Source organism: Streptomyces sp. NPDC102270 (genome assembly GCF_044766405.1).
GTDB lineage: Bacteria > Actinomycetota > Actinomycetes > Streptomycetales > Streptomycetaceae > Streptomyces.
In genome coordinates this window covers 1-23,186 of record NZ_JBIWLX010000021.1, presented here as the reverse complement: position 1 = coordinate 23,186, position 23,186 = coordinate 1, and the positions used below count along the sequence as shown (strand labels likewise).

Genomic DNA, 23,186 nt, shown 5'->3' with positions numbered 1-23,186 from the left:
GCCGACGGTTGTAGGGGTGAGCCCTGGAGCTGACCACGATGGGCAGACCAGCTCAGTGTTTGCGCAGTGGTTCCCAGGGATCGGGGAGGGGGGCGTTGGGGTCCTGGCCTTCGGTGGGCAGGCCGACGTAGGCGCGCAGGGCGGGGCGGGTGCCGGGGAGGCCGTACCGGGTGAACCGCTCGTGGAGATCTGAGCCGAAGGGCACGGGCTGGAAGTCCTCGGCGGTCAGCAGCTCGGCCAGGGCCCTCAGCAGCTGCTGGCGGCCGGGGGAGAGCTCGGTGAACACCGGCACGGCGTCCGCGGGTTCGAACAGGGCGTCCAGCAGGTTCCCGGCACGGGCTGCCAGCGGGCGGGGCACGACGGCGGTCTCCTTGATACGGGGCAGGGCGCGGACGATCTCCAGGAGGACCCCGTCCAGGTCCTCGGCCGCGTTCATCAGGTGGAGCAGGCTGCGGACGGTGTAGCTGTGCAGATCGCCGACGTGGTGGACGGTAGCGGGCTCGGGGGCGGGCCCGGCGCCGAAGGCCGCCAGCTCGGCGGCGATGCGCTGCGCCGGCGGCAGTCCAGGCGCGGCGGCCGGGTGCGCGACCAGCACGCGGGCCAGGGCTGTGGCGGCGGCCCAGCGCGGCAACGGGTGCTCGTGATCGAGATGGTGGCGAAGCCGGCCGTCCGGGTCGTGGTCGGCGAGCAGCCCGACCGCGACCAGGACCGTGGCGGCGCAGACGGGGTCCCGCTCGCCGTCGAGGCAGGCCAGCAACGCGGGCAGGGTGGCGTCGGCCTCCTCGGGGAACCAGCCCAGGAGGTACGCGGTCCTGGTGCGGAGCTCCGGATCCCGATCGCCGAGCAGTTCGAACAGGACGGGAAGCTGGGCGCGGACCGCGTCATAGGAGCGCAGTGCCCCCTCGCGGGCATCCACGGGGTGCCCGGCCGCACAGTCTGCCTGTGCCTCACGCCAGCCCTTCAGCTGCTCCTCGTCGGTCTCGGCGGCGATCTGCTCGTCGTACCAACGCAGGGTCTCTTCGGGGCTGATGGCCGCGGCGCGCCACGCGGCGGTGTCGATGCCGAGCGGGAGGCTGTACTCGTCGTGCCAGTCAACGGCCAGACGGGTCAGCAGCCCCAGGGCGTCGACTCGGGCGCCGGCCGGGCCTGCGACAGCGATCCGGGTGAGGAACGGCACGGCGTACGGAGAGGCCGAGTACCGGGTGCCCTGGTGGAAGATGTTGCCGAACAGGCTGCGGAAGGCGCTCTCCCGGGCCTCCTCATCCGGCCCGCACACCGCCCGGAGCTGGCCGGGCACGTCCTCGGCGCTGCCGTAGGCGTGCCCCAGGGCTGCCCAGTCGATGTCGTCCAGCCCTGCCAGGAGATCATCCGATCGCTTCATGATCCGAATGCTCGCAGGCAGCACTGACACCGATCCCGCAGACGATCGATCGAGGGCTGCTGCGCTACAGCTGATACCAGCCGTCGCCGCCGTCTCGAAGGCAATGGGTGAGGTAGTCCTGGAGGTTGCTTGCGACCCAGCGGCGACTGTCGCTCTCGTGTTCCCAGACAAAGATGTCGGGACGCTGGGGCGTCTGTACGAAGGCGAACTGGTCGCCGCCTCCGTTGTCCCCGAAGAAGAGGAAGGGGGCGAAGGGCATGTAGAGCTGCGCGAACGTCGGGTCGGACCAGAAATGCAGGTTCGTCTCCACGATCTGATCGGCGGGCCAGACGGTGTCCACGTGCGTGCGGCCAATGATGCCGTTGCTTTCGAGGAGCAGTTGGTGAAGCTCCGAGGGCAGCGTTCGCCCAAGGTGCGTCTCCGCCGCGGCGAGTTCACCGGCCTGCGCGGGTTCACGCAAGCCAACGCCGGGAAAGACGGCTGCCGCTGCTTCTCTCCACATGATCCGGAGCTTAGTCCTGCAAGTGGAGCTCCCGATCCCGCCTGGGGTTGCGGCTGCCGTCGGCGCGGGCAAACCCGTCCGCATCGACGGCTCCACAGGGCGTCTTCCGTAGAACGGCAGGCAGGAGCTCTGCTCGCGGAGGAGACTTCCTGCCTCGAACTCAGGGAGGCGCGTTGAAGATCGAAGAGCGGGGCTCTGCCCACCGCTACACACTGCCGACAAGGACTGGACACTGGAGTCTGCCGAGATGACGTGGCAGGGCATCACCACCTACATCGACCGATGGATCAAAGAGGGCACCGACATGACAGTGACCGTGGTCTGGGTGCACTCACCCGACGTGTATCCCCACCCCTACTGGGCCAAGGGCCACTGGGAGGCCGAGGGGCAAAAGGGACGCATTGAGTCGATGATGTCCGCGTCCCACGTGCCGAACGTGAGTCTCCAACGAGCCCTGGACGGTCACGCCCTCAGCCCGAACATGGCGTCGTGAAACTGACTGGGTCTCAGGCGGTTGGAGGGCGGCCAGTCATCGTCAAGACCTGTGGATGGGGTGCCCGCCTGCACTGACCCACCGCACCCGGTGGCTTCCACCGCGTCCGGCAGGCGTTGCTCACACGGCTGTGACCAGCTGGTTATGGAAGCAGGCCGGTCCAGTCGTGACGATCGAGGCGATGCTCCCGGTCTCCGTGCGCCCCAGCCATACAACGCTCCCTCCTCCGGTCGGGAACGTCACGAGGTCGGCTCCGAGAGCCTCGTCGCTCACCCGCTCGAACGACTCGCCCAGAGACTCGGTGGCCCGGGATGCATCCGGCTTGCCCGCATCGACGTCGAGCCAGAACTGGCGGAACGGCTCGGTCAGCGATGGCCAGGCGGTGGCGTCGGCGAAACTCCCCATATTTTCCTCTGAGTCGAAGGTCGGCCGCTCACCGGGGACGATTTGCTCGATGCTCTCACCGACACCGAGGGCCACTTCCCAGCAGGCCACCGGGGCATCGCTGACAAGCAGGCGGACGGCGACCTCCTCGCGGCCGTCGAACTGCTCGCCGTTGTACTCGTACGGCGCTTCCGTCCAGGAGGCCTGCACCCGGTGAACACCAGGGCGGATCCGGTCCTTCAGTTCCCGGCCGGCCGGGGTGGGCAACTCCCAGTCGGAATCATCTGGCCAGGGTGAGGCGACGACGAGCCGGCCGCTCGGCACCCGGATCGGGCTCACCTCCGCCACCTCGACGACGTACACGGGTCTCGCCGGATCCTCGGCATGCGTGCCCACCTGCGCCCCCAGTGTGAACACCGCCTCCAAGTACCGGCTCTCTTCCGGACCTGCCGCCAGACGCTCATCTGCTGTATATCCCATGGCCGAACAGTAGAGGGCACCACCGACAGAGCCCGACGTCCCGGCACCTCCCATCCCGCTCTCGTTACACGAGTGGCCGGCGGGACCTTGCGGTGGCGGTGCCCCGTGTGATGAGTGGGGGGCCGGCCGGCCTCGGTATGGGCGGGGCTGGCTGTCACACGGCGACGAACAGTTGTGGCAGGGAGACCGCAGCCTCCCACGCGGACTTCCGGGCGGCGTCCAGGACCCCTTTCTGTGCGATCTCCTCAAAGAGTTCCACGCGTGCCCTCTCCAGCATTGCAGCTGTCGCGCACTCATGGCCCACCTCCCACCCGCGCTTCGGGGCGGCGCCAGTACACCTCACACCGTCCTGCTGGAAGGTGAACTCGTCGGACCGACGGCTTGATCCAGGCCGACATCTCATGGTTATTGGTGCAGTAGCCGGCCTGCAGCGAGCATCAGAACTCTCCGAGGAACGGACGCTGCCTGCGCTGTCCAGGAGCCGCAGCGCTCACGTGAGGAGGGGGGTGAGGGCTGCGGTGATGGCGGCGGCGAGGGTGATCGCTGTGGTGAAGGTGAGGGCGGCGCGGGTCAGGGCGCTGGGCCAGGTGCTGCCATCGAGGCGGGCCAGAGTGGCGGCGCCGGCGGCGGCCATCAGCGCAAGAACGGTGACGACAGCGACAGCGAGGAGGACGACGGCGACGGTCACGGCAAGCTCCCTGCACACGGTGGGTGTTGACAGGGATCAACCTCCCGGAATGCCTGTGCGCCATGGTTCAGCGAGACGAAAATGAACACGGGCGCACACACCACCCGGGGGGCCAGCACATGCACGAGGCGGACAACAGCCGCAGCCCGGCACTCGCTGAGCTGCGCGGACGGCTGGAAGAGGCACGAGCCCGGGCCAGGCTGAACCAGACAGAGCTCGCGGGGTTAGCCGGGCTGGGCCGAGCGACGGTGGGCAAGGCTCTTGCGCTTGATGAGGGCGTTCCGTCAGCGAAAACGGTGGCCCGTCTGGCACGCGCGTTGAAGCTGTCGGCGGGGGAGCTGCTGGAGTTGCGGCGGACCGCGATGGAGGAAGCAGACGGGCACCCAGCTGACATGTCCGGGCCGGGGCGTCCGATCGAGCAGTGGGAGCCGCACGACCTGGAAGTCCACCCGGCCGGTCCGGGCACCATCGCGGTCGGCGAGCGGGCCCTGCCGGGATACGTGGAGCGCCGGCATGACGAAGTGCTGGCCGCGGCGGTACGGGAGGCGGCTAAGGGCCGCAGCCGGATCGTGGTCCTGGTGGGCAGCTCGTCGACGGGCAAGACGAGGGCGTGCTGGGAGGCCGTGCAGCCGCTCGCCACGAAGCGCTGGCGGTTGTGGCATCCCTTTGACCCGACCCGGGCGGAGGCCGCACTGGAAGAGCTGCACCAGGTCGGTCCGCGCACCGTGGTGTGGCTGAACGAGGCTCAGCACTACTTCGGCGACCGGGCCTGCGGCGAGCGGATCGCGGCGGCCGTGCACCGGTTGCTGACCGACGAGGAGCGCGGTCCGGTCCTGGTGCTGGGCACGTTGTGGCCCGAGTACGCCGACCGGTACACGGCACTGCCCGCTCCGAACGGGAACGATTCGCATACCCGGGTGCGGGAACTGCTCACCGGCCGCACCGTTGCCGTCCCCGACGCGTTCGACGCCGCGGCCCTGGCCGCCGCGACCCTCCTGGCCGAGGAGGGTGACGCCCTGCTGGCCGATGCCCTCACGCGCGCACGCGAGGGCGGACGGATCACCCAGGACCTGGCTGGAGCCCCCGAACTCCTGCGCCGCTACGAGCAGGCCACCCCGCCAGCCCTCGCCCTGCTGCACGCAGCCATGGACGCCCGCCGCCTCTTCGTCGGCCCCCACATCCCCCAAACCTTCCTGACCGACGCGGCCTCCGACTACCTCTCAAAAGACGACTACGACCAACTCACCGACGACTGGGCCGAACAGGCTTACGCCGAACTCGCCACACCAGGGCACGGCAAACAAGCCCCGCTACGTCGCGTACGACCCCGCCCTCAACGACGCCCACTCGGCCTATCGCAGCCAGCCGACCACCCCGAGCCCCAGCCCAGGGGCACGATGTACTGGCTCGCCGACTACCTCGAACAACACGGCCGCTCTACCCGCCGCTCCCTGTGCCCGCCGGCCTCGTTCTGGGATGCCGCCCACGCCCACCTCACCAACCCAGATGACCTGGACGTCCTGGTCGAGGCAGCCGAGGACCGACACCGCCTGGAATGGGCCCACCACCTCCGCCACCGCGCGGCCTCCCTCGGCAGCGTCAACGCCCTCTATGTCCTGGCTGGGATGCGGGAGGACGTGGACGACCGGGAAGAGGCTGAGAATCTCTATCGGCGGGCAGCCGACCTCGGCGATACCGATGTCCTCTTCAACCTGGCTCTATTGAGGGAGGCAGCGAATGACAGGGAAGGCGCTGACGACCTTGCACGGCAGGCCGCTGACCTCGGAAATATCAAAGTGCTGTCCGACCTGGCGGAGTTGCGGGAAGAGGCCGGGGACCACGAGGGCGCTGAAGCCCTGGGCCGACTGGCCGCCGATCACGGCAGCACCACCATCCTGTACCGCCTGGCCATGATGCGGGAGGAGGCCGGAGACAGGGCGAGTGCCGAGAGCCTCTACGAACAGCTCGTCGAGCACGTCGGCGCCGATGCCCTGTACTGCCTGGCCGTGATCCGAGAGGACAGGGGAGACCAGGCCGGCGCAGAGACGCTCTATCAGCGCGCCGACGACCACAGCGACCCTGATGCCTTGTGCCGCGTGGTCACGGTGCGAGACATGGTGGGCGATAGGAAGGGCGCTGCAGCCCTCGCGCGGCGGGCCGCAGGCCGCGGCAGGCCTGACGCCCTGCACAGCCTGGCACTGTCCGTCGAAAGGGCGGGGAACGTAAAGGAGGCTGACAGGCTCTATCAGGAGGCCGCCGATCACGGCATCACCGAAGCCCTCTACCGGTTGGGCCGATTGCGGGAGAAGGCCAAGGATCTGAAGGGTGCCGAGACCTTCTATCGGGGGGCCGTCGAACACGGCATCACCGAGGCGTTTTTCCCGTTGGCTGTTCTGCGGGAGCGGGCAGGGGATGGGGAAGACGCGGAGAATCTCTACCGGCAAGCTGTGGACAACGGCAAGTCCGACGGTCTGCGCCGCGTGGTCACGTTGCGCGTGAGGATGGGGGACAGGGAAGGCGCTGAAAGCCTGGCACGTCAGCTTGCAGACAACGGCGACCCTAATGGGATGGGCTACCTGGGCCACTGCCGGGAAACGGCGGGGGACAAGGACAGCGCCGAAAGTCTCTACCGGCAGGCCGTTGAACGCGGCAGCGTTTTCGCCCTGAACCGCCTGACCAGGCTACGCGAGCAGGCGGGGGACCTGAAAGAAGCAGAGCGCCTTGCCCAGCTGGCCGATGACCTCGGCAGTCCCGACCCTCTGTACCGGCTGGGCCTGTCGCTGGAGAAGGCGGGTGACCGGGAAGGCGCCGAACACTTCTTCCGCCAGGTCGCCGACCGTGGCCACGCGCGCAACATGCCTCCTGATGGATCAGCCTTCAGTGCATGGTGGCCCGATGGTCTGGACCCGGATGGACAGCCCACACCACCCTGGCGGTGAACTGCGGCGCGCGACGACTACAGACGCCGGCGTACCGCAGACCGTGATCCACCCCAACGGCCGCACAACGACAACCACCTACCGGAGCCCGCTGGCCGACGGCAGCAATACGCGCCTCGCGTCCACGACGCGGCCACGCTGGCTTCAGTCCAACCCGCGCGCAGTGAGGCCGGATGGAGCCGGTTGACTGGTGTGGCCATGGTGGTCGCAAGTCGGTATCAGGGAGTCGGGTATGGGCGCGAGTGAACGCGCTGAAGCACCGTAGTTTCCGCCCTTCGTCACAGCAGCGTCAGCAGCTCCCGCAGTACCGCGCGGAGCCGGATAGACGCGGGCAGGTCGTCCATGGTGAGGGTGGAGTTGCTCTTGCCGAGTGAGCCCGGGCAATGAGCCTCACTCGAAGTACTGGTCGAGCAGCCCGGACGGGAGTGGAGACGGCGTCGCGCTCGCCTGGAGTTCCCGTACGACCTGGTTGTAGTACGCCACGTCGTGCGGCTTGAGGACGTAGTCCTCGATCTGCCCGTCGGGCTGGGGCGCCTGGAGCGTGAGCGTGCTGCCGCTGAGCGTGCCCTTGAGCGCGGTCTTGCCAGCCTCGAAGTCGACGTTGAGGGTGACGCGCTCGCCGTTGACGGTCCCGCTCACCCGCCCGTGCTGGTGTGTGACGTTGGCGCCGTCCGCCTCGCTGGTGTCGAGCGTGCCGGTGACCGTTTTGCCGGACGTGTCGGTCTCCAGCATGGTGACGGAGTTGTAGTCCGAGCCGACGAGCGTGTGTGGCAGCCTGTGGCCGCCACCTCCAGTGAGGCCGTCGGTGCCGCAGCCCGCCGTCGCGAGGAGGCAGATGAGGGCGGCGGCCAGCGCCGCGGTTCTGACGTGCATGGGTCCCCCCGGGGTGAGGGCGCCACCGTAGCGCCACTTCGCCACCTCGCCCAGTTGTCCTCCGGGTCCGTGACAAGTCCGAGTCATCCTCGGGTTAGTCGTTCTCAGTCTTCGTGGTTGCGGTGACCTCCATTTCTCTACTGCTGGGAGACGCCCGTGCAGACGAGATCCGGCGCCGCGCTCCAACGCCCGTTACTGCGTGAGCGCTTCGCCGAGGTGTGAGAGCGCGCTGTTTCCCGGCGTGCGCCGGCCGGCAGAACTACGCTGTCACGGTGACTATCTCGGCTCCCCAGATTGCCCGGTTGCCCGCCGATCCCTCGTTGATCAGCCTCAGGTACGACCACGAACACCCCGTCCAGGCGTACGAGTTCGAGAACACGCTGGAGGTGTGGACGGTGTCTGCCCGGATCGACGCGGACGTCCTGGCGGAGGAGTTGGCTGCCTACAGCGATATGGACCAGGAGGCGCTGGACGCGGTCCAGGACGTCACGGTGGGCCGCATGTCGTTCGTGCGGGTGCGGATGTTCGGCCCGGACCATCCGTGGGAGGCGATGGACTCCTACACCGGGGACGTCTCCCGCATCGGCGAGGTGGTCCTCGACGTCGCTGACGGCCGGTGGGAGCCGGCCTTCGAGGCCGCACTCGCCCACCCCGTCGGTGACCTGCTCATCATGGACCGGGTCATCCTGGAACCCCTGTGGCGCGGACTGGGCCTGGGCCCAATCCTGGCAGGCGCCGCCATCCGCCGCCTCTCGCAGGACTGTGTCGCGGTCGCGTGCGAGCCCGGATCGGCCGACGGCCGCGAGCTAACCGAGGAACAGCATCGCGAAGCCGCCGCCAAACTCGGCCGCGTATGGGAGCGGATCGGCTTCGAACCCTTCCAGGACGGCGTGCACATCCTGGACTGCCACCTGCAGCGGCCTCAGGACCTCCTTGCCGAACGCCAGGAAGAGTTCACCGCGCTGTGCCGCGCCTGGCGGGAGCACCGGTCGGTCAGGTGACAGCAAGTTCGGGGTGCTCCGCGTCAGGCGGAAGGGTCACACCGAGCTGCTCCACGGGCATCCGGAACGCCTCCTCGTGCCGGCCGTCGAGGTTCGTGCAGGTCGCGGTCCAGCGAAGAGCAGCGGCTCCGTCGGTGGAGGGACAGCCGTACACCACGACCGGGGGCAGCAGCACGTTCGGTCATGTCCCCTGTGGTGGTGTAGCTGATCACTCGGCAGTGCCGGGCAGGCACGTGGTGTTGTCCGGATAAAGGCTGTCCATGCTCTCGATGGAGAGGTAGCGGCGGGGGAACGCGATCCACTCGTCGTGGAGCTCGACGAGGACGGCGGTGGCCAGGCGGTTCACCGCGTCGGTGTTCGGGAAGACCTGGACGACGTCGGAACGGCGTTTGATCTGCCGGTTCAGACGTTCAAGAGGGTTGGTCGACTGGATCTTCTTCCAGTGCTGATGGGGGAAGTCCGCGATGCGGTCAGGTCCTCCTTGGCATAGAGGAGCATGTCTCTGACCTTGGGGAACCGCCGGCCGAGCATGTCCGCGACGGTGTCGAGCTGGGCCCGGACCGCTTCGGCGGTGGGCTGGGCGAAGACGGTGCGGATCGTCGCGGCGACCATTTCCGCGGATCCCTTCGGAATCACGGAGAAGACGTTGCGCACGAAGTGAACGCGGCAGCGCTGCCAGGCTGCCCCGATCATGACTTTGCGGATGGTTTTGACGAGGTCGCTGTGACTGTCGGAGAGGACGAGGCGGACGCCGCTCAGGCCGCGTTCGCGTAGCGAGCGCAGGAACTGGGTCCAGAAGGCCTCGGTCTCGCTGTCGCCGACCATGACGCCGAGGACTTCGCGGCCGCCGTCCTCGGTGACACCGGTCGCGATGACGACGGCCTGGGACACGATCTGGTGGTTGAGGCGGGCCTTGACGTAGGTGGCGTCGAGGAAGAGGTAGGGGAACCGGATGTGATCGAGGGGCCGGGTCCGGAACGCGTCGAGCTGTTCGTCGAGGCCGGCGCAGACCCTCGACACCTCGCTCTTCGATATGCCGGTGTCCGAGCCGAGGGCTTTGACCAGGTCGTCGACGGAGCGGGTGGAGACGCCGTGGACGTAGGCCTCCATGACGACCGCGTAGAGGGCCTGGTCGATGCGGCGCCGGCGTTCCAGCAGGCTGGGCAAGAAGCTCCCGGCCCGCAGTTTCGGGATGGCGAGTTCCAGGTCTCCGGCCTGCGTGGTCACGGTCTTCTCCCGGTGCCCGTTGCGGTGGGCGGTGCGGGTGTCGGTGCGTTCGCCCCACTCGGCGCCGATCCTGGCGGTGGCCTCGGCCTCGATCAGTTCCTGCAGCAGCCGCTCGGCGACTTCGCGGACGAGTTCAAGACCATCGGCCGAACGTAGTGACTCAAGCAGGCGAAGTAGGTCATACTGGGACAAGGCCACCGGGCACCTCCTTGGACTGAACTGGCCGTTCACCAAGGACAGTTGCACGGTGGCCTGCCCCGTTTTCAGGGAGCATTCACGGCAGTCGATGCACGCGAGGGCACGGAAGCGGCGCACTTCCCAGCCAAGATCAGCTACACCACGCCGTGGGACGCCATCGGAACGGCTGTGCCGTGGCGTTGTAGCGGTCTTCGAATGCTCGAAGCCGATGCCTGACCTGGGTCAGGTCCGTGAAGTCGTTGGGTGAGACGACCTTGCGTTGCACGATGGAGAAGAAGACCTCTATCTGGTTCACCCAGGAGGCGTGGACCGGGGTGTGGACCAGGACGGCGCTCGGGAACCGGGCGGCCAGGCGGTCGACGGACTTCTTGCCGCGGTGCGAGGAGCCGTTGTCGACGACCCAGAAGACGCGCTTCGCGCTGGCGTAGGGCTCCTGTGTCATGACCTGTTCGACCAGGGTCATGAACGGCACGATGCCGGTGGTGGCCTCGCAGCGGCCGAAGACTGTGGCCTGGTGGACGTCGTAGGCGGCCAGGTAGGCCACGGCTCCGCCGCGGCCGTACTCGTGGCTGACCCGCATCGCCCTGGCCTGTCCGGGGCCAGGGTGGGATGGCAGCGGCAGCGGGCCTGGATCGAGGTCTTCTCGTCGCTGGAGATCACGTACTCGTCCTCGCCGAGCGGCTCGCCTTCGTAGGTCCGGGCGTACAGGTCAAGGACGCGTTGGGCCTTGGCGCGGAAGTTCGGGTCGCGGATGAAGATCCAGGACCGGTACCGCCAGGGCTTGAGTGCGTCCTGGCGCAGCCAGCGGCGCACGGTGGATGCGGAGATGCTGCCGGTGACGCCGCGCGCGGTCAGCTCGGCGGCCAGTTCCGGGCACGACCAGTGCGACAGCGGGACCCCGGTCTCGGCCGGGAGCTGGCAGGCCAGGGCCTTGACCTCGGCGACCTGCACGGGGGTGAAGCGGACAGGTCGCCCGCTTCGCTTGCGGTCGGCCAGGGCCGGCAGGCCGCCGTCGGCGAAGCGGCCCCGCCAGGTGCGCACCGTGTCCAGGTGCAGCCCGGTCTCGTGGGCGATGCGGGCGTTGGAGCGTCCCCGGGCCGCGCACAGCACGACCTGCGCGCGCATCCGGGCCTGGTGAGCGGTCTTGTGGCCGTAGGCCGCCTTCTTCAGCCGGTGGCGCTCGGCGGCGGTCAGTACGATCCTGGCGGCGCCGGCAACGGGCACGGGGGCAGGCATACCAGGACACGATCCTGCCCACCGGCGGCTTCGCCGCAACCCCCGAGGACGCTCTCGACTGCGCCTGCGTCCTCTACCGCCGCCAACCCGGCCAGTAACCCGATCCCCGCGCACACCCTGACGCCACGTCAATCCCGGAAGCCTGGCAGTCAGGCGACCGCTGAACGGTCAGGCGGCGGGAACCGTCTGCGGATAGAGCACGCTCGGGTCGGCGGACAGGGCGGCCTTGAGCTGGACGGAGTTGTCGTCGGCGAGGATCTCCATCCTCCCGGCCTCGATGCCGTCGAGGGCGGCGCGTACGACGTCGGCGGGGTCGTTCTTCTCCACGTCCCACCCGGCCATCATGTCCGTGTCGGTGCTGGCCAGGTACAGGCCTGCCACCGTGGTCCCCTGGCCCGCGAGTTCGAGGCGGATGCCGTTGGTGAGGCTCCACGCCGCCGCCTTCGACGCGCTGTAGGCGTTGGCCCCGTCGTAGGAGAGCCAGGACATCGCCGACAGGACCCCGGATCGGTTGTTCTGTGCCGAACCTGAAGGCGACCCCATGACGGTGTATCCGAACGAGCACCAGGAGGTATTCGGCATGAGTGTGTTCCATCAGGTGGACGGGCTGTCCGACCTGCCCGCGAATTTCGGCGGTACCGTATTCCGGCCGCAGGACAGCGGCTTCGCCGAGGCCGCGAAACTCTACAACGGCCGGGCGGCGGACCAGCCGCCGGCTGTGATCGTGCGGTGTCTCGACCCCGACGATGTGGTCGCCGTGGTGCGCAGCGTGGACCACGCCATACCACTTGCCGTTCGCGGCGGCGGGCACAGCATAGACGGGTCGGCAGGAGCGGCTGGAAGCATCGTCGTCGACCTGTCGCAGATGCGCGCGGTGACCGTCGACCCGGTGGCCCGAGTCATCCGCGCCCAGGCGGGCGCTCTGCTCGGTGATCTCGACACTGCAGCCCAGCGTCACGGGCTGGTCGTTCCTTCCGGCACCAACAGTGTCACCGGAATCGCGGGGCTGACGCTCGGTGGTGGCATCGGTCATCTCATGCGCCGCTTCGGAGCGACCGTGGACAACCTGCTGGCCTGCGAGGTCGTCACCGCCGACGGGCGTGTGGTGCGGGCAGACGAACAGACGAACCCAGATCTTTTCTGGGCCCTACGAGGCGGCAGCGGCAACTTCGGGATCGTCACCCACTTCGAGTACCGGGCTCATCCCCTCGAGTCCGACGTCGTCAGCGGTCATATCGTCTTCGACGGCGAGCAAGTCTCCGGGATCCTGGAGGGTCTCCACGACTACATGCGATCGGCCCCCCGTGAGCTGAGCCTGCTCGCCACGGTCGTTGCAGCACCGCCACTGCCGTTCCTTCCCGCCGAGGTCCACGGCACGACCGTGCTCATCATGACCCCCGTCTACAGCGGCGATCTCGAGAACGCAGACGAGATCATCGACTCGCTCCTCGCCCTGGGCCGCCCCCTGGTCAACCTCGTCACCCGGCGGAGCTGGATCGAGACGAACAGCCTGCTGGACGCGATGGCTCCTCCAGGCAGGCGCGTCTCCCAGCGCGGTGGGTACCTCGCCGCCCCCACCAAGGACACAATCGCCACGGTCATGAGTGACGTGGCGGACACTCCTCGGCACGCCGGTACGATGCACGCTCTGAACCTGTATGCCATGGGCGGAGCCATTTCCGAGGACTTCGCCGAGGACTCCGCTGCCTTCTCCCGCCAGGGCGCGGGTTGGATCTGGGAGAGCCTGGCTCTGTGGGACGCACGCGAAGAAGACGATGGCCATGACGCATGGTCCAACCGGGTCTACGACCACCTCAAGCCCCTCAGTCTCTCCAACGGATACATCAACCTGACTCAGGACCTCGGTCCGTCCTGGCGCGGCCGCGTCTACGGTGACGTGGCCAAATACCAGCGCCTGGCCGAGGCGAAGCGGACGTGGGATCCGACCAACCGTTTCGCGTACAACAAGAACATCGAGCCGGCGTGAGGGGTGAACTTCCTGTGACCAGCACCCCGAGGACCACAGCCAGACCGGCTTCGGGTCGCGGTCACCGGGCAGGTGGTCGACCTTCAGCCGGATCAACGTGCGATGGATCAAAGGGAGTTCGCCGCAGTGAGCGGTGTGCATCGTGAAGTCGCAGGTTGCGGGTCTGGTGTGAATGACGAGTGGGGTACTCACGGCGACCGATGACCTTGGTGTAGATCATTGGGTGGGTCCGGTTCCGGTGGGATGCCTGGTTCGGCTGCGCCCGCGACTTGCCCCCCGCCTACGATCCGTCGGCAGGTCGGCACGCCACGAGATCGCGGGAGGACCCGGGATGCAGGAGCGGCAGTGGATCACCGCCCGCCGGAACGAACTGGACGCCCTCGCCGAGGAGTTGACCAAGCAGCTTCAGGAAGTCCAGGTCGAGCGGGACGAACTGGCGATCGCAGAGCGGGTGTTGAACCGCCTGGCCGAGCAGGTCCAGGCCGACGCCGAGGCTGTCGCTCCGGTATCGGCGAAGGTGGCCGGGCGGGCAGTCCTGCTCATCCCGCACCGCAGCGACGCGGCCGACGAGGGCGCGCTGCCCGGCGACTACCGCAGGATCCTGGCGATCGTGCGGGAGGCCGACGGCCCGGTGCAGGTCAGGGCGGTCGGCAAGCGGCTGGGCCTGGACGCCTCGGTGCGCGGCAAGCTGGAGCCGCTGCGGGCGAAGATGACCAAGCTCGCCGATCGCGGCTGGCTGCACAAGCGAGGCGACGGGCGGTTCACCGCAAGTCCGTAGCCGCGTGGGGCGCGCCGTAACTAACGGGCTCCCGACGGCAGTTAAGTTTGGTGTGGAGAAAAACAACGGTCTCGCCGAGGGCCCTGACGGCCTTGTTTACACCGCCCGTCTGCCGCTGTCGAGCGCGACCTTGAACTATCTCGCCGGCCTGATACGCGGCCACCTGAAGAAGATCGGCTCCCGGTGGCGGGCCCTGCCCGCCGGAAAGATCGCCGGCATCGTGCTGGCGGTGCTGCGCTGTGACCAGCGGCCCGGCGATCTGGCCGGTGGGAACGGGGTGCACCGCACCACCGTGAGCCGGTGGGTGCGCGAGGTCGTCGGCCTGCTGGCCGGCCGGGCCCCGCGTCTGGACCGCGCGTTGAAGAAGATCGCCCGAAAGGGCGGCGGCGTGGTCCTGCTGGACGGCTCCCTGATACGCACCCGTCGTCGCACCGGGGCGGACGATCGGCCGAACTACTCGGGCAAGCACAAATCCCATGGCCTGCTCGTGATCGCGCTCACCGACGACCGCGGCCGACTGGTGTGGATCTCCGCGGTGCGGCCCGGACGCACATCCGAGATCACCGCCTGCCGACACGACAAGCTCACCGCCCACCTGCGGGCCGCCGGGCTCGGTGCCATCGCCGACCTGGGATTCATCGGCCTCGACGACGGTCCTCCTGACGCCGACCCGGCGGTGATCTGCGGCTACAAGGCGGCCCGGAACCGGCCCCTGACCCGCGGCCAGAAGCTGTCCAACAAGGCACTGGCCGCGGTGCGGGTCCCGGTCGAGCACGGCTTCGCCCATCTCAAGAACTGGCGCGTCCTCGGCAAGGTCCGCACCGATCCGAAGTGGGCAACCGCGCTGGTGCGAGCCCTGCTCGTGCTGACGAACCGGGAAGTCACCCGCTGACGGATGATCTTGACGCTGGACTATCGCCCCGGACCTGCCCAAGCCGCCCGACGCCTATGCACACCAGATCAGATGACGTGCAACTTTCACGATGCACCGGGCCCACTCAGGCGCGGTCCACTCAGAGCCGGCGCTTTGGAGGCTGGCTTCTACCCCGAACGGGGGTGCTCCGATCCACCGAGGCTGGGATCGGCCCTCGTGATCCCGGCTGGCCGCAAGGGCCGATCGGCTTGCCATCACCGCAAGCAATGCTCGTCGCGCTGTCATTACATGCGGCGCGGCTACACGTTGGTGGGACGGTCGGCCCAAGACCGCCCCACCCATGCCAAACCCCCGCTACACTCCCCACCCCCAGGCCGTTGACCAGGAGAAATACAGAAGTCCGGCTGGAGTACTAGGCCGCCGAAGAAGGACAGTCCGCTGGGGTCGCTGTTGTTGACGGGGTCGCCGCCCGCGTACAGGTACGGGTTCTTCTCCTGTCCGGAGGGGTCGGGCTGGGTGAAGCGGCCGAGTTGGGGGTCGTAGTAGCGGGCGCCCATCTTGTACAGGCCCGTGGGATCGAGGTAGGCGCCGCTGTAGCGGAACGGCTGCGGGACTGCCTCGGTGGTGGTCCCTCGGGGCAGACCCGTCGGGCCGTAGGCGTACGTGTGGGTGCGCTTGCCTGCGTCGTCGACCAGGCCTAGCACGTTGCCGGTGGCGTCGGTGAGGTCGTAGTAGGACTTCCCCCCAGTCGTCATGGAGTTCAATGTGCCCGCCGGTTCGCGGATGTATCCGGTGTCGACGCCGTTGGTGGTCGTGGACGCCAGGCCGAGCGCGGTGTGGTGGAACCAGGTCGAACGCAGCTTGGTGCGCTCCGAGTTGTCGGTGCCCGTGTGGACCAGGTCGTAGTTGGTGCCGGCGACTGTGACGGTGGAGAGCTGGCTGTAGTCCGTCCAGGCCTCGTCGGTCCGCGCGGAGGCCGCGACGCGTCCGCCGGCTGTTTCGTTGCCGAGCTTGTCGTACGACCACGGCGTCGCCGAGCCGGTCTGGCTGGTGAGCTGGCTGGCGTCGTTGTAGGTGAACACCGCGCTGCCGGGGCAGGTGGAGGCGGTGCCGTCCTGGGAGGTGAGGTTGCCGGCCTTGTCGAGGCAGTACAGCCAGGACGCCTTGCGGGTGCCGGCCGAGTCGGCCTCCAGCGCGTAGGACAGTCGGTCCTGGGAGTCGTAGGTGTAACTGGTCTTGTACTTGGTGAGGTTGTCGGTGCGGGTGCGGATCTTGGTGGTGTCCTTGCCCGCGTTGGCGTAGCTGTAGGCCAGGTCTACCAGGGTGGTCGTGCCGGACGTGGTCCTGACCGACTTGGGGCGGCCGTCCTCGTCGATGCCGACGGATTGGGTGGTGCCGCCGGGGTAGACGGTCTTGGTGCGCTTGTCGTTGTCGTCGTAGTCGAAGTCGGTCTTCTTGCCGGCCGGGTCGGTCAGGTAGTCCAGGCGACGGGCCTTGTCCCAGGTGTAGTCGGTCTCGCCGGAGGGGTCGGTGTAATGCGGTGACCGTCTCGACCGCGCACAAGGCCAAGGGCCGCGAGTGGGCCCGGGTGAGAATCGCCGACGACTTCGCCCCGTCCAAGGACAGCGACCAGGACGACGGCACCGGCCGTCCTGTGCCCGTGCCTTCGACGAGGGCGAGGCCCGCCTCGCCTATGTCGCCGTCACCCGTACTCGCCGCCGGCTCGACATTGGCGGCCTGTCCTGGATTCACGACCATCCTGATGGATCCGCCGGGGCGCCCACGTGGATCGAGCCGCGTGCCCAGCCCGCCCGTGCGGATGCGGTCAAGTGAGCACCAGCTCACTTCTGCCGCGCCTGGCCAGAGCCAGGCGCGGAGCCCGGGTGACGATCGCCGGACCGGCCGGACGTATGTCTGTATCTGTGGGATGGCTGGCCATATCGCCATGGCGCGGCGGGGGCTGCCGGCGCCAGGCTGAAGGTGGCGCCGCCGAGTGGACGGCGAGCGCACATCAGGAAGGCTGACACCATGGGAATCGACGGCGCCGCGGTGGCGGACGTGGACGTACCGGGAACGAAACTGGCCCGCGAGGCGACGGAGCTGATCCGGGACACCACGAGCGAGCTCATCTACCACCACTCACGCCGGGTGTACTTCTTCGGCAGCCTGCAGGGACGCAACCGCGACCTCAGCTTTGACCCGGAGCTGCTCTACATCGGCGCCATGTTCCACGACGTGGGCCTCAGCGAGGCCTTCCACGGCAGTGGCCGCCGCTTCGAGGTGGACAGCGCACAGGAGGCGAAGCGGTTCCTCAAGGCGCACGGGATCCCGGAAGACGGCATTCGCCGCGTCTGGACGGCGATCGCCCTGCACACCACGCCCGGGATCCCGCAGTTCATGGAGCCGGAGGTGGCCCTGGTCACCGCCGGGGTGGAGTACGACGTCCTGGGCATCGGCTACGGTGCGATCCCGGAGGCCGACCGGGCCGAGATCGTGGCCCTGCACCCGCGCCCCGACTTCAAGCGTCGGATCCTGGAGGCGTTCACCGACGGCATCCGCCCGAAGCCGGACACGACCTTCGGCAACGTGAAGGCGGACGTCCTGGAGCACTTCGTCCCCGGCTTCCAGCGCGGCGACTTCGTCCGTACGATCCTCGAGTCCCCGTGGAAGGAGTAGGTCCGCCGGTGCCCCACCCCCGTCACACTGTGGCCGTCGTCGCCTTCGACGCCGTCCAGCTCCTCGACGTCACCGGCCCGGTCGAGGTCTTCACGACCGCCAATCGCTACGGCGCGCACTACGACGTCCGCGTCGTCTCACCCACCGGTGCCGACGTCGTCACCTCCTCGGGACTGGTGGTCGGCGTCAACGGCCCGCTCTCCTCGCTTCCCCGCCGGATCGGCACTTTGCTGGTGCCCGGGCGCAGCGACTGGCGGGCCGCTGTCGGCGACACGGACCTGGTGGAGTCCATCACGCGCCTGACCGGCCGGGCCGCGCGCGTCGCCTCCGTGTGCGCGGGAGCGTTCGTCCTGGCCGCGACCGGCACCCTGGACGGCCGGCGCGCCGCGACGCACTGGGAGCTCGCACCGGACCTGGCGGCCGCCTTCCCCCAGGTCCGGGTGGAAAGCGATCCGGTCTTCGTCCGGGACGGCCACGTGGTCACGTCGGCCGGCGTCACGGCGGGCATCGACCTTGCGCTGGCCCTGGTCGAGGAGGACTGGGGGGCCGGGCTGGCGCGCAGCGTGGCCAGACAACTGGTCGTCTTCATGGCCAGGCCCGGCGGGCAGGCGCAGTTCAGCGCCCGCATGGCTCCCGGCCCGCCCCGGCACCCGGCGGTGCGACGGGTGATGGACCATGTGGGCGCCGACCCCGCGGCCGAGCACACCCTCGATTCCCTGGCCGCCGTCGGTGGGGTGAGTACCCGGCATCTGGGACGGCTCTTCCGCACCGAGATCGGCATGCCGCCCGGGCAGTACGTCGAATCCATCAGGGTGGAGGCCGCTCAGGCCCTTCTGGAGAACGGCAGCGGCACGGTGGAAGACGTGGCGCAGCAGGCGGGGTTCGGTTCCTCGGAGTCCCTGCGCCGGGTCTTCCAGCACACCCTCGGCGTCTCACCGACGGCCTACCGTGCCCGCTTCCGGAGCACCGCGGGCAGCCGCCGCATCGTCGCGGCCTGAGGGCGGGCTGGTAGTCCGGACCATTTTCAGTTTGGCTTCCAAACCGAATAGCGTGGCAGTATGGAGGCATGGTTGCCCGACGTGATCCCCAGACCGTTGCCGGCCGGCCGTGCGCCGTCGCGGCGTCCGTGCAGCTGATCGGAGACCGCTGGTCGATGCTGGTGATCCGGGAAGTGATCTTCGGTAACCACCAGTTCAGCCAGATCGCCCGCAACACGGGTGCCCCGCGCGACCGGCTGACAGCACGGCTCCGCGACCTGGTCGAGGCGGGGGTGCTCGAACGCCGCCCTGTGAGCGAGGGCGCCCGCCACGAGGGCTACTACCTCACCGAGGCCGGCGAGGACCTTCGCCACGTCCTGCGGTCACTGCTCGCCTGGGGCGACAAGTGGGCCGTAACCACCCCTCCGATGCGCCTGGCCCACCACGATCACCCGCTGGAGCTGGAGAGCCACTGCTCCGCCTGCGGCGAGAAGGTCGACGACGCCGATCTCACCGAGGAAATGCTCGTGCCCGGGTGGGACATGCGAGGACGACTGGACGAGGTGGTGGCCGAGGCGTGAGGGCGGCGCCGCCGGCGCGGGCACGGCGGCCTTCCCCGTCGCCCCGGGCGGGGCTCGCGATCCGGCCCCGCGCCGCGATGAATCTGATGCCGTTGCGGAGCCTTTCCGGCCATGCGCCGCGGATCTGCCGCCGGTGCGCGGCAGACCGGTCGGACGGGCCCGAGGGGCGCTAACGCCGGGTCGAGCGCACCGTGACCTCCTCGGGTTTCACCTCATGTCCCGCGGCGCACATCAGCCGTGCGGCCACCGGCTCGTCGCAGTCCGTGTGGTGCAGAGTCAGCGGGGGCCCGGAGGGGCGGGGCACGTGCTGGTCCCCCCACTGCATGAGCGCGACCAGAACCGGCTGGAAGTCCACGCCGGCCGGGGTCAGCACGTATGCATGACGGGTGCGCTGTCCGGGCTCCTGGTAGGGGCGGCGCTCCAGAAGCCCCGCGGCCACCAGTTCCCGCAGGCGTGCCGCCGCGACGGCCTCCGTGATGCCGACGCGTTGTACGAAGTCGTCGTACCGGGTGGTCCCGTAGTGCGCCTCGCGCATGATCAGCATGGCGGACCGGGTTCCCAGAACGCGCATCGTCCCGTCGATGGAGCAATCGTCAGCGGTCCACGTTGTCCGGTCGGCCAATTCACCCACCAGGGTCATGTGCGTCGATTCCATGACCACCTCCTCTGGCTGCAATTTTACATAGCCAGCAGGGAAAGGTACGGTTCTGGCTATGGTATCCCAAAGTCAGGTGGCCGTGGAGCCCACATCCAGCCGGGCGCGGCAGCGACCGGGCATCGTACTGACCGTGCTGTGTGCGTCCGGCTTCATGGCGGGCCTGGACGTGTTCATCGTGAACGTGGCTCTCGACGACATCGGCCATGACTTCCCCGGCGCCTCCCTGGCGGACATGAGCTGGATTTTGAACGCCTACGCCATCGCCTACGCCGCGCTGCTGGTGCCGCTGGGCAGCCTGGCCGACCGCTACGGCGCCAAGCGCGGCTTCCTGCTGGGCCTGACGGTGTTCACCTCGGCCAGCGCCGCGTGTGCGGCCAGCCCCTCACTGTGGGCCCTAATCCTCTTCCGGGGCCTGCAGGCGGTGGGAGCGGCGGCGCTGACCCCGGCCAGCCTGGGCCTGCTGCTCGCGGCCACGGCCCCCGAACGGCGCACCAGGGCGGTGCGGATCTGGTCCGCCTCAGGTGCCCTGGCCGCAGCCGCCGGACCGGGTTTGGGCGGGCTGCTGGTGCAGTCGTCCTGGCGGTGGATCTTCCTTGTCAACGTGCCCGTGGGCGTGCTGGCACTCGTTGCCGGCGCCCGTGTCCTGCCCGATGTCCGCAAGACCGTGACGGGCAGGATCCCCGACGCCTTCGGGGGCCTGGTCCTCGCGCTGTCGATCGGCTCGCTCAGCCTGGCCCTCGTCAAGGGCCCCGCCTGGGGCTGGGCATCGCCCGCGACCGTGGAGTGCCTCCTGCTGGCCGCCGCGGGAGCCGCCGTGTTCACCCATCGCACGGCACGCCACCCTGCGCCACTGGTCGAGCCCGCCCTGCTCCGGGTGAAGGCGTTCGCCTGGTCCAATGCCACGGCGCTGCTGTTCTCCGTCGCCTTCGGCGCCAACCTGCTGGCCATCGTCCTGTGGACGCAACAGGTGTGGCACTACAGCGCGGTCAGGACGGGACTTGCTGTCGCCCCGGGACCGCTCATGGTGCCGCTGTTCGCCGCGCTTGCGCACTACATGACGCGTCGGGTGCCGGCCGGTGTGATCGCCACCGTCGGCAGCCTGCTATACGGGCTCGCCGCCGCGCTGCTGGCCCTGCGGATCGAGACGCATCCCCACTACGCCGCCGACCTGCTGCCCAGCATGCTCATCTCGGGAGCCGGCGTAGGGCTCACCATGCCGACCATCCTCGCCTGCGCCACCGCCGACTTGCGCCCTACCCAGGGCGCCACGGGCTCGGCCATGGTCAACATGAGCCAGCAGATCGGCAACAGCCTCGGCATCGCGGCCCTGGTCGCCACCCTCGCGGCCACCACCGCCTCCGGCGACGCCGCACGCCCCTCCCCGCACGGCTGGTGGCTCGTGTCGGGCGCCGCACTCTTCGCGGCGCTGTGCGCCCTGGGCATGACCCCGCGTGGCAAGACCGTCGACGTCACCGTCGTGGAGGAACCCGCCCGGGCTGGCTCCGCAGCACCATGACGGGCTGAGTATTTTCTCGCCTTTCCGGCAGAAATGGGCAAGGTCCGCACTCGCATGCGACGTTACGCCTGCACGCGCGGTGAAGAGCTCATCGCGATGGCAGGTTCCTCCACTTTTGTCCCTGCTCTCTTCTCCTTTCATCCCCTGCCGGGGACCGCAGGAAAACCCTCAACTGGCGTGCCCCTGGACCAAAGTCAGGGTGGTACAGGCAGGGCCAGGCACCAACAACACGTGAAGAGGCTGAATAGGCTTATGAGTTCAACCATCGATCTCAGGGAATTTCTCAAGGACCGGCGATCCAGGCTCGCGCCTGAAGACATCGGCCTGTCAACCGGTGGTGGACTTCGGCGGGTGGCGGGACTACGACGTGAAGAAGTCGCACAGGCTGCCGAGATCAGCGTCGACTACTACACCCGTATGGAACAGGGACGTGTTTCGGCCGTCTCGGCGGACATCCTGGACTCCCTGGCCCGCGCCCTGCGTCTGGACGACGAGGAAACCCGCCAGCTGCACCGGATCGCCGGGGCAACCCCTCACTCTGGGCACCGCCAGAGCGCTGACCGCCACCAGAAGCAGCCCGTCCGGCCGACGCTGCGGAACATGCTGGACTCCCTCATCGGACACCCCGCCCTGGTGATGGGACGTGCCATGTCCGTACTTTCCTGGAACCGGGCAGCCGCCGCACTCCTGGGCGACTTCGGCGACCTGCGGCCGGCCGACCGCAACATCGCGAAGATGACCTTTCTCGACCGGAACTCCAGGGACCTCTATGCGAACTGGAAGGAACACGCCCGGGAAAACGCGGCCTGTTTGCGCGTGGAAGCCGCTCGTTACCCAGAAGACCCCCTCCTGACCTCTGTGATCGGCGAGTTGGCCGTCAAGAGCCCAGAATTCCGTTCTCTGTGGGCCGACCACCGGGTACGGCACAAGACATCCGGCGCCAAGGGCTTCCACCACCCCGTCGTAGGAGATCTGCGGCTTTCCCTCGAGACGCTGCGCGTGGTTGATGATCCACGTCAGACCCTGGTGGTCTATTCTGCAGCATCCGGCAGTTCTTCGGCGGACGCTCTCCGTCTGCTTCTGGACTGGACGTCCGATTCCCCGCACGACGCGGTGAGTTCCTGATAAATCAATCGCCTTGAAGGCGCCGCTGTCTGCGCGTCTGTCGGTAAGGACCCGAGCACTTTATGAGCCCGGTTCACGGCGACGCTTTCGAGACCGGCAAGCCCATCGTCGAGACGGTGCGTGAAATCGCCGGCCGCAAGCATCACCCCGGGACAGCCGGCTCCCGGGCCTCGCCCCAGGGAGAGGAGATCGTCACGATCCCGGCACCAAGAGGGTCGTCCACCCGTAGGAGAACCTCGGGGATTCCGGGCCGGCCCAGGCTGTGGGTGCTTTCCGGCACGTGTGGTGGGTGTTCGGCGCGCTGGGCCTGGTCAGCGGGCTGATCGTCTGTCTTCCGGTACAGGCTCGCGGTACCGGCGGACTGGAGCTGGTCGGGGCCGTCGGCGAGTCGGCCGGCATCTCGCATTGAATCGTTCGGAGCCACCGTCCGCCCCGCGATGACCCTGCTCCGCCGTCTTTCTGCTGCCTGTGCAGGCGGCAGAAATCCGGGCGGGGGGGGGGGGGGGGGGGGGGGGGGGGGCCCCCCCCCCGGGGGGGGGGTGGGGGGGGGGCGGGGGGGGGGGGGGGGGGGGGGGTGGGGGGGGGGGGCGGGGGGGGGGCGGGGGGGGGGGC

At 68.8% G+C, this 23,186-nt stretch carries 23 protein-coding genes and 2 pseudogenes; 13 read left to right on the top strand and 12 right to left on the bottom strand.

The window, feature by feature from the left end; genetic code table 11:
- Positions 1 to 52: 52 nt before the first annotated feature.
- The gene (locus ACIRP7_RS36150; RefSeq protein ID WP_403668332.1) at positions 53 to 1,381 is read right to left on the bottom strand and encodes a HEAT repeat domain-containing protein; all 1,329 of its coding nucleotides are present in this window, start codon (positions 1,379 to 1,381) and stop codon (positions 53 to 55) included.
- 64 nt (positions 1,382 to 1,445) lie between these two features.
- Entirely contained in the window at positions 1,446 to 1,883 is a 438-nt protein-coding gene (locus ACIRP7_RS36145; protein WP_403668329.1) for an SMI1/KNR4 family protein, read from the bottom strand.
- Positions 1,884 to 2,130: 247 nt separating this feature from the next.
- On the opposite strand from ACIRP7_RS36145, the gene ACIRP7_RS36140 reads away from it, so the two are divergent.
- Complete coding sequence (locus ACIRP7_RS36140) at positions 2,131 to 2,376, top strand: hypothetical protein (protein WP_403668327.1); 246 nt, start codon at positions 2,131 to 2,133, stop codon at positions 2,374 to 2,376.
- A gap of 120 nt (positions 2,377 to 2,496) precedes the next feature.
- Here the strand turns inward: ACIRP7_RS36140 and ACIRP7_RS36135 are convergent, their stop codons facing one another.
- Both ACIRP7_RS36135 and ACIRP7_RS36130 read right to left on the bottom strand, forming a co-directional pair.
- A complete protein-coding gene (locus tag ACIRP7_RS36135) occupies positions 2,497 to 3,123 on the bottom strand; it encodes a DUF4241 domain-containing protein (RefSeq protein ID WP_403668324.1) in 627 nt (208 codons plus the stop codon).
- Positions 3,124 to 3,730: 607 nt separating this feature from the next.
- Positions 3,731 to 3,928 (bottom strand): hypothetical protein, encoded by a 198-nt coding sequence (locus tag ACIRP7_RS36130; RefSeq protein ID WP_403668321.1) that lies wholly within the window; start codon positions 3,926 to 3,928, stop codon positions 3,731 to 3,733.
- Between the two features lie 119 nt (positions 3,929 to 4,047).
- On the opposite strand from ACIRP7_RS36130, the gene ACIRP7_RS36125 reads away from it, so the two are divergent.
- Entirely contained in the window at positions 4,048 to 6,867 is a 2,820-nt protein-coding gene (locus tag ACIRP7_RS36125) for a tetratricopeptide repeat protein (protein ID WP_403668319.1), read from the top strand.
- Positions 6,868 to 7,257: 390 nt separating this feature from the next.
- On the opposite strand, the gene ACIRP7_RS36120 is transcribed toward ACIRP7_RS36125, so the two are convergent.
- Positions 7,258 to 7,740, bottom strand: coding sequence for a hypothetical protein (locus ACIRP7_RS36120; RefSeq protein ID WP_403668316.1), 483 nt, complete (start codon positions 7,738 to 7,740; stop codon positions 7,258 to 7,260).
- A gap of 272 nt (positions 7,741 to 8,012) precedes the next feature.
- Between ACIRP7_RS36120 and ACIRP7_RS36115 the strand changes: the two genes are divergently transcribed.
- A complete protein-coding gene (locus ACIRP7_RS36115) occupies positions 8,013 to 8,741 on the top strand; it encodes a hypothetical protein (RefSeq protein WP_403668313.1) in 729 nt (242 codons plus the stop codon).
- Here the strand turns inward: ACIRP7_RS36115 and ACIRP7_RS36110 are convergent.
- From ACIRP7_RS36110 to ACIRP7_RS36090, 5 genes and pseudogenes are all read right to left on the bottom strand, one after another.
- Positions 8,734 to 8,916 (bottom strand): hypothetical protein, encoded by a 183-nt coding sequence (locus ACIRP7_RS36110; RefSeq protein WP_403668310.1) that lies wholly within the window; start codon positions 8,914 to 8,916, stop codon positions 8,734 to 8,736. The genes ACIRP7_RS36115 and ACIRP7_RS36110 overlap by 8 nt on opposite strands.
- A 33-nt stretch (positions 8,917 to 8,949) precedes the next feature.
- A pseudogene (locus ACIRP7_RS36105) lies at positions 8,950 to 10,160 on the bottom strand (IS256 family transposase).
- A 136-nt stretch (positions 10,161 to 10,296) separates the two neighbouring features.
- Positions 10,297 to 10,710 (bottom strand): transposase, encoded by a 414-nt coding sequence (locus ACIRP7_RS36100; protein ID WP_403668307.1) that lies wholly within the window; start codon positions 10,708 to 10,710, stop codon positions 10,297 to 10,299.
- Positions 10,626 to 11,390, bottom strand: a complete 765-nt coding sequence (locus ACIRP7_RS36095) for a helix-turn-helix domain-containing protein (protein ID WP_403668304.1) — start codon at positions 11,388 to 11,390, stop codon at positions 10,626 to 10,628. The genes ACIRP7_RS36100 and ACIRP7_RS36095 overlap by 85 nt, the downstream gene beginning before the upstream one ends.
- Before the next feature lie 180 nt (positions 11,391 to 11,570).
- Positions 11,571 to 11,984, bottom strand: a complete 414-nt coding sequence (locus ACIRP7_RS36090; protein WP_403668300.1) for an SDR family NAD(P)-dependent oxidoreductase — start codon at positions 11,982 to 11,984, stop codon at positions 11,571 to 11,573.
- Here ACIRP7_RS36090 and ACIRP7_RS36085 point away from each other — a divergent pair.
- The 3 genes from ACIRP7_RS36085 (at position 11,983) to ACIRP7_RS36075 (ending at position 15,059) form a co-directional block, all read left to right on the top strand.
- Positions 11,983 to 13,389 (top strand): FAD-binding oxidoreductase, encoded by a 1,407-nt coding sequence (locus tag ACIRP7_RS36085; protein ID WP_403668298.1) that lies wholly within the window; start codon positions 11,983 to 11,985, stop codon positions 13,387 to 13,389. The two genes, ACIRP7_RS36090 and ACIRP7_RS36085, sit on opposite strands and share 2 nt — an antisense overlap.
- A gap of 331 nt (positions 13,390 to 13,720) precedes the next feature.
- Entirely contained in the window at positions 13,721 to 14,167 is a 447-nt protein-coding gene (locus ACIRP7_RS36080) for a hypothetical protein (RefSeq protein WP_403668295.1), read from the top strand.
- A gap of 52 nt (positions 14,168 to 14,219) precedes the next feature.
- Positions 14,220 to 15,059 carry a transposase family protein gene (locus ACIRP7_RS36075; protein ID WP_403668292.1) on the top strand — a complete coding sequence of 280 codons (840 nt, stop codon included), beginning with the start codon at positions 14,220 to 14,222 and terminating at the stop codon, positions 15,057 to 15,059.
- Between the two features lie 281 nt (positions 15,060 to 15,340).
- Here the strand turns inward: ACIRP7_RS36075 and ACIRP7_RS36070 are convergent, their stop codons facing one another.
- Positions 15,341 to 16,123, bottom strand: a complete 783-nt coding sequence (locus tag ACIRP7_RS36070; protein WP_403668289.1) for an RHS repeat-associated core domain-containing protein — start codon at positions 16,121 to 16,123, stop codon at positions 15,341 to 15,343.
- A gap of 458 nt (positions 16,124 to 16,581) precedes the next feature.
- On the opposite strand from ACIRP7_RS36070, the pseudogene ACIRP7_RS36065 reads away from it, so the two are divergent.
- The 4 genes and pseudogenes from ACIRP7_RS36065 to ACIRP7_RS36050 form a co-directional block, all read left to right on the top strand.
- A pseudogene (locus ACIRP7_RS36065) lies at positions 16,582 to 16,874 on the top strand (3'-5' exonuclease); the annotation flags it as partial.
- A 195-nt stretch (positions 16,875 to 17,069) separates the two neighbouring features.
- The gene (locus ACIRP7_RS36060; protein WP_403668286.1) at positions 17,070 to 17,717 is read left to right on the top strand and encodes an HD domain-containing protein; all 648 of its coding nucleotides are present in this window, start codon (positions 17,070 to 17,072) and stop codon (positions 17,715 to 17,717) included.
- 8 nt (positions 17,718 to 17,725) lie between these two features.
- Positions 17,726 to 18,715, top strand: a complete 990-nt coding sequence (locus ACIRP7_RS36055) for a GlxA family transcriptional regulator (RefSeq protein WP_403668283.1) — start codon at positions 17,726 to 17,728, stop codon at positions 18,713 to 18,715.
- A gap of 68 nt (positions 18,716 to 18,783) precedes the next feature.
- A complete protein-coding gene (locus ACIRP7_RS36050) occupies positions 18,784 to 19,275 on the top strand; it encodes a winged helix-turn-helix transcriptional regulator (RefSeq protein WP_403403522.1) in 492 nt (163 codons plus the stop codon).
- Positions 19,276 to 19,444: 169 nt separating this feature from the next.
- Here ACIRP7_RS36050 and ACIRP7_RS36045 read toward each other — a convergent pair whose 3' ends face one another.
- Complete coding sequence (locus ACIRP7_RS36045; protein ID WP_403668280.1) at positions 19,445 to 19,846, bottom strand: winged helix-turn-helix transcriptional regulator; 402 nt, start codon at positions 19,844 to 19,846, stop codon at positions 19,445 to 19,447.
- A 142-nt stretch (positions 19,847 to 19,988) separates the two neighbouring features.
- Between ACIRP7_RS36045 and ACIRP7_RS36040 the strand changes: the two genes are divergently transcribed.
- The 3 genes from ACIRP7_RS36040 to ACIRP7_RS36030 all read left to right on the top strand — a co-directional run bounded on the left by ACIRP7_RS36040 (position 19,989) and on the right by ACIRP7_RS36030 (position 22,983).
- Entirely contained in the window at positions 19,989 to 21,449 is a 1,461-nt protein-coding gene (locus tag ACIRP7_RS36040; RefSeq protein ID WP_403668277.1) for an MFS transporter, read from the top strand.
- A 252-nt stretch (positions 21,450 to 21,701) separates the two neighbouring features.
- Positions 21,702 to 22,574 (top strand): helix-turn-helix transcriptional regulator, encoded by an 873-nt coding sequence (locus tag ACIRP7_RS36035; RefSeq protein ID WP_403668274.1) that lies wholly within the window; start codon positions 21,702 to 21,704, stop codon positions 22,572 to 22,574.
- Positions 22,575 to 22,854: 280 nt separating this feature from the next.
- On the top strand, positions 22,855 to 22,983 hold the full coding sequence (locus tag ACIRP7_RS36030) for a hypothetical protein (RefSeq protein WP_403668271.1): 129 nt from the start codon (positions 22,855 to 22,857) through the stop codon (positions 22,981 to 22,983).
- Positions 22,984 to 23,186: the final 203 nt, after the last annotated feature.

Excerpts from the sequence above, each read along its gene's own strand:
- ACIRP7_RS36150 (WP_403668332.1), bottom strand. The coding sequence starts at position 1,381 with ATGAAGCGATCGGATGATCTCCTGGCAGGGCTGGACGACATCGACTGG.
- ACIRP7_RS36145 (WP_403668329.1), bottom strand. The coding sequence starts at position 1,883 with ATGTGGAGAGAAGCAGCGGCAGCCGTCTTTCCCGGCGTTGGCTTGCGT.
- ACIRP7_RS36140 (WP_403668327.1), top strand. The coding sequence starts at position 2,131 with ATGACGTGGCAGGGCATCACCACCTACATCGACCGATGGATCAAAGAG.
- ACIRP7_RS36125 (WP_403668319.1), top strand. The coding sequence starts at position 4,048 with ATGCACGAGGCGGACAACAGCCGCAGCCCGGCACTCGCTGAGCTGCGC.
- ACIRP7_RS36120 (WP_403668316.1), bottom strand. The coding sequence starts at position 7,740 with ATGCACGTCAGAACCGCGGCGCTGGCCGCCGCCCTCATCTGCCTCCTC.
- ACIRP7_RS36085 (WP_403668298.1), top strand. The coding sequence starts at position 11,983 with ATGAGTGTGTTCCATCAGGTGGACGGGCTGTCCGACCTGCCCGCGAAT.
- ACIRP7_RS36090 (WP_403668300.1), bottom strand. The coding sequence starts at position 11,984 with ATGCCGAATACCTCCTGGTGCTCGTTCGGATACACCGTCATGGGGTCG.
- ACIRP7_RS36080 (WP_403668295.1), top strand. The coding sequence starts at position 13,721 with ATGCAGGAGCGGCAGTGGATCACCGCCCGCCGGAACGAACTGGACGCC.
- ACIRP7_RS36060 (WP_403668286.1), top strand. The coding sequence starts at position 17,070 with ATGGGAATCGACGGCGCCGCGGTGGCGGACGTGGACGTACCGGGAACG.
- ACIRP7_RS36050 (WP_403403522.1), top strand. The coding sequence starts at position 18,784 with ATGGTTGCCCGACGTGATCCCCAGACCGTTGCCGGCCGGCCGTGCGCC.
- ACIRP7_RS36045 (WP_403668280.1), bottom strand. The coding sequence starts at position 19,846 with ATGCGCGTTCTGGGAACCCGGTCCGCCATGCTGATCATGCGCGAGGCG.
- ACIRP7_RS36040 (WP_403668277.1), top strand. The coding sequence starts at position 19,989 with ATGGTATCCCAAAGTCAGGTGGCCGTGGAGCCCACATCCAGCCGGGCG.
- ACIRP7_RS36035 (WP_403668274.1), top strand. The coding sequence starts at position 21,702 with ATGAGTTCAACCATCGATCTCAGGGAATTTCTCAAGGACCGGCGATCC.